Origin of the sequence: Erythrobacter sp. (assembly GCF_036351135.1) — a bacterium.
GTDB lineage: Bacteria > Pseudomonadota > Alphaproteobacteria > Sphingomonadales > Sphingomonadaceae > Erythrobacter.
This window is the reverse complement of the sequence record NZ_JAZBON010000020.1, coordinates 39,589-45,615: the sequence shown is the minus strand read 5'-3', so window position 1 is coordinate 45,615 and position 6,027 is coordinate 39,589. Positions and strand designations below refer to the sequence as shown.

The window sequence follows — 6,027 nt, the reverse complement described above, 5'->3', positions numbered from 1 at the left end:
GCCGGCGGGAAGCAGGGCTATCGCCCCCGTCCCGCCGGCGCGACGATATATCAGGAGACGAAGATCAGGATCATCGCCACGACGAAGGCGAGCAGGCCGAGAAGTTCGGCCGCGGCAAAGCCGATGAACAGGCGACCCTGCTGACCGTCGGCCGCGCCCGGATTGCGCAGCGCGCTTTCGAGGAACGAGCCGAAGACGTTGCCCACGCCGATCGCGGCCATACCGGCACCGATCGCTGCGAGACCTGCGCCGACGAGCTTGGCTGCTTCTGGATCCATTGTAAAAACTCCTTGAAATTCAGATGTGTTGGAAGGGAAAGTTGTGAAAATCAGTGAAGATTTTCGGCATCGTTGATGTAGAGCGAGGTCAGCAGGGCGAAGACATAGGCCTGGATCCCTGCGACCAGGATTTCGAGCGCGGAAATGCCGATCATCAGGATGAAGCTCGGAAACGCGACGATCAGGCTGGTGCCGACCGAATAGTTGAGACCGTCCATGACGAAGCTGGAAAGCACTTTCAACAACACGTGCCCCGCCATCATCGCGACGAACAGCCGCAACGCGAGGCTGAACGGGCGCACGAGGAAGCTGATGAGCTCGATCGGAAAGATCACCGGGATCATCGGCAGCGGTGTGCCGTGCGGCACGAACAGGCTAAAAAAATGGAAGCCGTGCTTCCAGAAACCGACGATCAGCACGATCGAGAAGCTGATCACCGCCAGCACGCCGGTAACCGTGAAATGGCTGGTGAAGGTGAACGGGTGCAGGAAGGCGAGACCGACGGGCAGCAGGCCCAGGAGGTTGCCGAACAGGATGAACATGAACAGGCTGAAGATATAGGGGAGGTATTTGCGCCCCTCCTTACCGATATTGGCCTCCAGCATGTCGTCGATGAAGCCGGTGAAACTTTCGACCGCCATCTGCCAGCGACCGGGCACCAGCTCGCGCTTCATGCCGCCGGCGACGAACGCCCAGAGCAGCACGGTGGTGATCGCCATCCACAGGGCGGAATTGGTGAAGGCGATGTTGAGACCGGCGATCTCCCAGGCCTCGCCGAAAATCGGCTCGATCTGGAATTGCTTCATCGGATCGACTTTGCCCGCTTCGGCTGCCACGACCTTATCGTTCCTTAAGATAATCACTTGATGAAAACGCACCCCGGAAAGGGGAGCGATGCGCGAAAGACCGGCCTATTGCGGGCCGGACCCCGGATCGTCGGGACGCGCACTTGCCGCACGAATGATGTTCCTGAAGGCGACCGCGATCCCGAGGAACAGGCCGACCAACAGACCCCAGGGCAGAGTGTCGAAAAAGGCGTCGAACGCCCAGCCGATCACGCTCCCGCCGAGAATTCCGCCAAGCAGGTCCGCGAGCACCCGGTTGCCGCTGCGATAATTCGCATCGGCGCCCTTCACTCGTGGCCGGTTGCGCTGATCTTCACGCTCGTGCGCGGCACTGAGCCGCTCCTCGAGCGCGTGGATCCGCGCATCCTCGGCGATGGGTTCTCGGGCGGGCTTCTCGTCGCTCATGGATGCTTCCAACAGGGGTAAGCGAGACACGCAGCAACAAGGTGCCCGCCGAGGGCGCCTGCCCCCTAGAAGGTGGGTTTGTTCGAGTCAACATTGGGTTGCGGGTTTGAGAAGGCGAATGCATGCCTTCTTCGTGCAGAGCCTTATATCGGCCGCTCATCCTGAGGAGGTGAAGCCGAAGGCCGAACCGTCTCGAAGGACGTTGAGGCTGATGTCGGTGCCTGTCCTTCGAGACGAGCCTTCGATACGCCGCTTGCGCGGCTACTCAGTCTCTCCTCAGGATGAGCGGAAGTTTTCTGAAAATCGGCTGCGCAGCAGCCGCAAGGGCGACCGCCCGTCCGCAGGTGCCCCGGATCGAGCGTAGCGAGAGTAGGGAACAGCACCGAGGAGTTCGCCCGGATGGGCGAACACAGCTTAAAAACCTACGGACACCGCGGATCGCGCTCGGGCGGCGCATCGGTGCGCGTTTGCCAGGTGCCGTCGGGCGCCTGATACTTTTCGCCCGGCACTGTGCGCGCGATTGCCTGGCAGCCGGCGGTCATCGCATATTGCTCGAGCGTCGCGTTGTTCTCCTGCGCTTTTTCGGCGTAGACCGCGCGGCGGCGGATATTGATGTCGTTGACCAGCCGCTGCAGCGCGGGCGTCGCATTGCCGACGATACCGAGATAGCCGTCGACCTGCTCGCCCACGGTCCCTTGCGCGCGCGCGGCGGCATAGGCCGGATCGCGCTGCGCCTGGGCGGGCGCGGCGACGACACCAAGCGCGGCGGTGGCCGCGGCGGCAATGCCAAGAAGGATGCGATTGCTCATGTCCGGTCTCGTTTCCTTACCTCTCGCGAACCCTCAAAAGATGTCCGCATTTTCCTCGATCGTGTTGCTGGCATCCTCGGCCAGCCGATACAGCACTTCGGCTCTGATATTAACGTTGAGCTCGATCACGATCGGCTCTTCGGGGGCGGAAATATTGATACATCCCGGCAGCAAAAACGCCGCCGGCAGTGCCGCTATCATGGCCCCAATTCGTCGGTTCATCGCGCGCCCCCGCCCCGGTTTCGACACCGTTCTGGCAGGCACGCAAAGTTGGGTCAATTCGGGTCGTTTCATGGCAGATCGTCGCTTTCTGGAGGTTGAACGGGCGCTTCATCGCGCCAATTGGCCGGGGGTTCGGGATCGTCGCTGTCTTCGGGGAGCGGCGGCGGCGCGGGATCGGGTCTGACCAGCACGCCGTCCTCGAACCGGAACACCCCTTGATCGACCGCGTCGCCAAAGGCGGTGGCATCGGAAAGCCCGCGCACGATCAGCGCCAGCTGGCTGAAATTCTCCGAGCGGACGTTGATGTTGAAGCGGATCGGCAGGCGCGCGATGCGGTCGGTGATGAAATTGCGGCTTGCGCTTGCCCCTTGCGTCACGCCGTCGATCACGAAGCGGGTGAGGATTTCGCCCGCGACGCTGCCGTCGAGTTCGATGCTCATCTGCCGATAGTCGAGCGAGCGCAGCGCCTGAAAGGCGAAATTCGCCATTGCGCCCATGTCCTCGTAGGTCAGCTCGCCGACATAGGAGACATTCCCGCCAGGTGCGCGGGAGAGCAGCAGGCCGCCGCGGATGAAGCCGTTGCCGTCGCCATCGAAAGTGATCGGGACGGTGCCGTCGAACGTGCCGGTGGCGTCGAAATTGTCGAGCTCCATCTCGGCGACGAAGACAGCGGCATCGAGGCCGATCAGCTCGAAGACATAGTCCTGCCCCTGCCGGCCGCCGAATTCGAGCGTAGTCGGGCGCAGGACGAGCGTGCCGCCGAAGAACGGCCAGCGCCCCTCCTCGAGATCGACCACCGTACCGCCGTCGAGCGCGAAGACGATTTCGCCATCGATGACCTCGATCCCCGGATTGACCGCGCCGATGGCGAGCCGTTGTCCCGGCGCGGTGGTGAGGCCGAGGAGGTCGGTGAATTCGAGCGTGCCGCTCAGCCGCTGCACCGGGCCGAAAGCGGCGGCGAAATCGAGCCCCTCGCTCGTAAAGCTGCCGGTGCTGGTGATGTCGCTCCCGTCCCATTCGATCAGGCCCTCGCCGGTGACGGTGCCGCGCGCCAGCTCGATCACGCCGTCGGCGAGGTAGCTCAGCTGGTCGGGCTGCAATTGCTTGTCGAGGAGGACGCCGGGCACGTCCAGAACGGCCCGCCCGCGTCCGCTGGCGAGGTTGTGGGTGACGGTGACATCCGTGACGAGGCGCTGGCTTTCCGGGTGGCGCAGCGCGGCCTCGGCGCGGATCGTGCCATCGGCGAGCACTAGGGTGGCGCCGCGCGCCTCGAGCGGTTCGAAGCGCGGCTCCGGCCCCTCGGCGGCGCCCTCGCGTTCGGAGAGGGTGAACGCGCCCTCCCCGATCCGCAGCGTGCCCTTGTCGAACCGCCAGTTGCCGGAGAGGTTCGCCAGATCAAGCGGCACCGCGTCGATAGCGGCGCTGCCATCGGCGAACTGCCCGGCAAGCTCGCCCCCCAGCGCGCCGGTAAGGCTGCCAGCGGAAAGGCGCACCGCATTTCCGGGCGGACCGATCGCCGCGACCAGTTCATCCAGCGCGAACCCGCCCCTCGAGGTGAACCGCGCGCGCTCCGCCGCGATGCGGGCGGGCGTGCCGCCCAACGCGCCGCGCAACGCCAGATCGCGGGTCTCGGCAGCGATGCGAAGCGCCCCGTCATAGGCAAGGATCGCGCCACCGTCGGCCGGGCACAGATCGAGCGTCTGCGCCTCCAGCGTCAGCTGCGCATAGGACAGCGCATCGATCCTTGATTCAGTACATCGCCGCCCGATGGCGAGCCCGGTGCGCGGCGACCATGTGCCCTCGAGCGGCAGGGTCAGTCCGCGCACGGCGCCTCCCGGAATGGCGCCGTGCGCCAGGATCGTCCCGTCGAAACGCACCGTGCCGCCCGCATCCTGACGCGCTTCGACCCGGGAGATGGCGAGCCTGTCGCGGCCTTCGCTGTATTCCGCCATGCTCATCCGCATCGAGAACGCGCCGCCCGCGACTTGCTGGATGCGCGCGGTGATGCGCGGCAGGCCGGGGCCGCCAGTCAGAATGTTGCCGGTGAGGCGTGGTGCCGCCCCGTCGCCCCGCGAAGCGAAAGAGAGGCGTGAGACGGCGATGACAGGATCGCCCGCTGCGGTCGCAAGGCGCGCTTCGGGGACGAGCAGGCGCAGGCTCTCGCCGTCCTGCCGCAGCGAGATTTCGCCAGCGAGGCTCCCGCGGCCAAGCGCGCGCGGCAGAGCGCGGCGCAGTTTGCCGATCAGCGCGCCCACGAAGCTGCCCGACGCCGCCTCCTGCGCCTCGGCAAGCACCCCAAGTCGGCCCCGCGCCACATCGACCCCCTCGCCGGCGAACCGCGCGCGCCATTCGCTGCGCGCGAAGCCGCCAATGCTGCGCAATGTACCCTCTGCCGAGATGGCAGCGAGCCCGGCATAGGGGCTGGCGAGCCCGGTGCCTTCCAGATCATGGCGCAGGCTGAGGCCCGTCGCCGCGCCGCCCTCCCCCTCGGCGAAGCGCCAGGCAAGATCGATATCGCCAGCAAGCTGCGCGAGCGCCACGTCGCCCCGGCCGATCTCCGCCGCCCTCAAGCCAAGTTCGCCCTCCAACGCGGCGAGATCGCGCGACATGGTCAGCTGCGCGGCGATGTCGGCGCTTTCCAGCTGTGCTTCGGCACAATTCACCTCGCGCAGACGCACGGGCCCCTCGAAGCCCAACCGCCCATCCGCGCTGGTCAGTTCTCCATAGGCAGTGGCCGTCCGCGCGCCGCACCCTCGCGTGCCGATCCCCGGCGCGGTCAGCGCGATCTCGCCGGCAAAGCCGTCATCCAGCCGACCCGCCCCCTCCAGCTTGATCCCGAAATCGCCATAATCACTCTCGATCAGCGCGCGCCCGTCACGCACGGCTATGTCGAGCTCGGGCAAGCCGGCTGGTTCTTCGCTCTCGGCGAAAAGTAGCGGATCGAGCGTGCCGAAGCTCAGCTCGCCGCCGCGATAGGTCCCGAACAGGCGGGGACGCATCAGCGTGATGCGACCGATTTCGGGTGCGCCGAAGGAATAGACGATGTCGATGGTGACACGCTCGGCGGTGAGGTCGGGCGCACCGGGATCGCCGATCACGAGATTGGCGATCACCTGCGCCTGCGGAGTGATCTCCACGATGTCGTAGCTTGCCTCGATCCCGTTATCGGCCAGGGCATCGTCGATCAGATTGCCCGCGATCCGCTCGCGCCCCAGCCAGACCGCGGCGGCCAGGGCAACAAGGGCGATCAGCGCAACCAGGCTCAATCGCCAGCGCCAGCGTTCGGGCCACAGACGCACCCCCTTGCTCGCCCGCTCGGCGGAGCCATCGGGACGCGGCCGGTCGAACGCCTTCATAAGTCGAACGCCTTCATGGGTTGCTCACTTGCGCGTATCGCCCGGCAAAGGCAATGATATGGCCCGGAGGGGCGAGCGGACCGCGCGCGCCCTTTACCCGGCCCTAGCGAGG

General features: G+C 65.9%; 6 protein-coding genes. All 6 read right to left on the bottom strand.

Annotation, left to right across the window (positions count from 1 at the left end; translation table 11 throughout):
- Positions 1 to 50 precede the first annotated feature (50 nt).
- Complete coding sequence (locus V2I30_RS05920) at positions 51 to 278, bottom strand: F0F1 ATP synthase subunit C (protein ID WP_330661155.1); 228 nt, start codon at positions 276 to 278, stop codon at positions 51 to 53.
- Between the two features lie 50 nt (positions 279 to 328).
- Positions 329 to 1,084, bottom strand: coding sequence for a F0F1 ATP synthase subunit A (locus tag V2I30_RS05915; RefSeq protein WP_330661157.1), 756 nt, complete (start codon positions 1,082 to 1,084; stop codon positions 329 to 331).
- Positions 1,085 to 1,189: 105 nt separating this feature from the next.
- On the bottom strand, positions 1,190 to 1,528 hold the full coding sequence (locus tag V2I30_RS05910) for an AtpZ/AtpI family protein (protein WP_330661154.1): 339 nt from the start codon (positions 1,526 to 1,528) through the stop codon (positions 1,190 to 1,192).
- A 422-nt stretch (positions 1,529 to 1,950) separates the two neighbouring features.
- Positions 1,951 to 2,337: a YdbL family protein gene (locus V2I30_RS05905; protein ID WP_330661153.1), complete on the bottom strand. Its 387-nt coding sequence runs from the start codon at positions 2,335 to 2,337 to the stop codon at positions 1,951 to 1,953.
- Between the two features lie 33 nt (positions 2,338 to 2,370).
- A complete protein-coding gene (locus tag V2I30_RS14915; RefSeq protein ID WP_442896905.1) occupies positions 2,371 to 2,631 on the bottom strand; it encodes a YnbE family lipoprotein in 261 nt (86 codons plus the stop codon).
- Positions 2,628 to 5,915: an intermembrane phospholipid transport protein YdbH family protein gene (locus tag V2I30_RS05895; protein WP_330661152.1), complete on the bottom strand. Its 3,288-nt coding sequence runs from the start codon at positions 5,913 to 5,915 to the stop codon at positions 2,628 to 2,630. The genes V2I30_RS14915 and V2I30_RS05895 overlap by 4 nt, the downstream gene beginning before the upstream one ends.
- Between the last annotated feature and the right edge of the window lie 112 nt (positions 5,916 to 6,027).

What these genes read in the sequence shown, in the direction of transcription:
- V2I30_RS14915 (WP_442896905.1), bottom strand. Translation starts at nt 2,631, where the DNA reads ATGAAACGACCCGAATTGACCCAACTTTGCGTGCCTGCCAGAACGGTG.
- V2I30_RS05905 (WP_330661153.1), bottom strand. Translation starts at nt 2,337, where the DNA reads ATGAGCAATCGCATCCTTCTTGGCATTGCCGCCGCGGCCACCGCCGCG.
- V2I30_RS05920 (WP_330661155.1), bottom strand. Translation starts at nt 278, where the DNA reads ATGGATCCAGAAGCAGCCAAGCTCGTCGGCGCAGGTCTCGCAGCGATC.
- V2I30_RS05915 (WP_330661157.1), bottom strand. Translation starts at nt 1,084, where the DNA reads ATGAAGCAATTCCAGATCGAGCCGATTTTCGGCGAGGCCTGGGAGATC.
- V2I30_RS05895 (WP_330661152.1), bottom strand. Translation starts at nt 5,915, where the DNA reads ATGAAGGCGTTCGACCGGCCGCGTCCCGATGGCTCCGCCGAGCGGGCG.
- V2I30_RS05910 (WP_330661154.1), bottom strand. Translation starts at nt 1,528, where the DNA reads ATGAGCGACGAGAAGCCCGCCCGAGAACCCATCGCCGAGGATGCGCGG.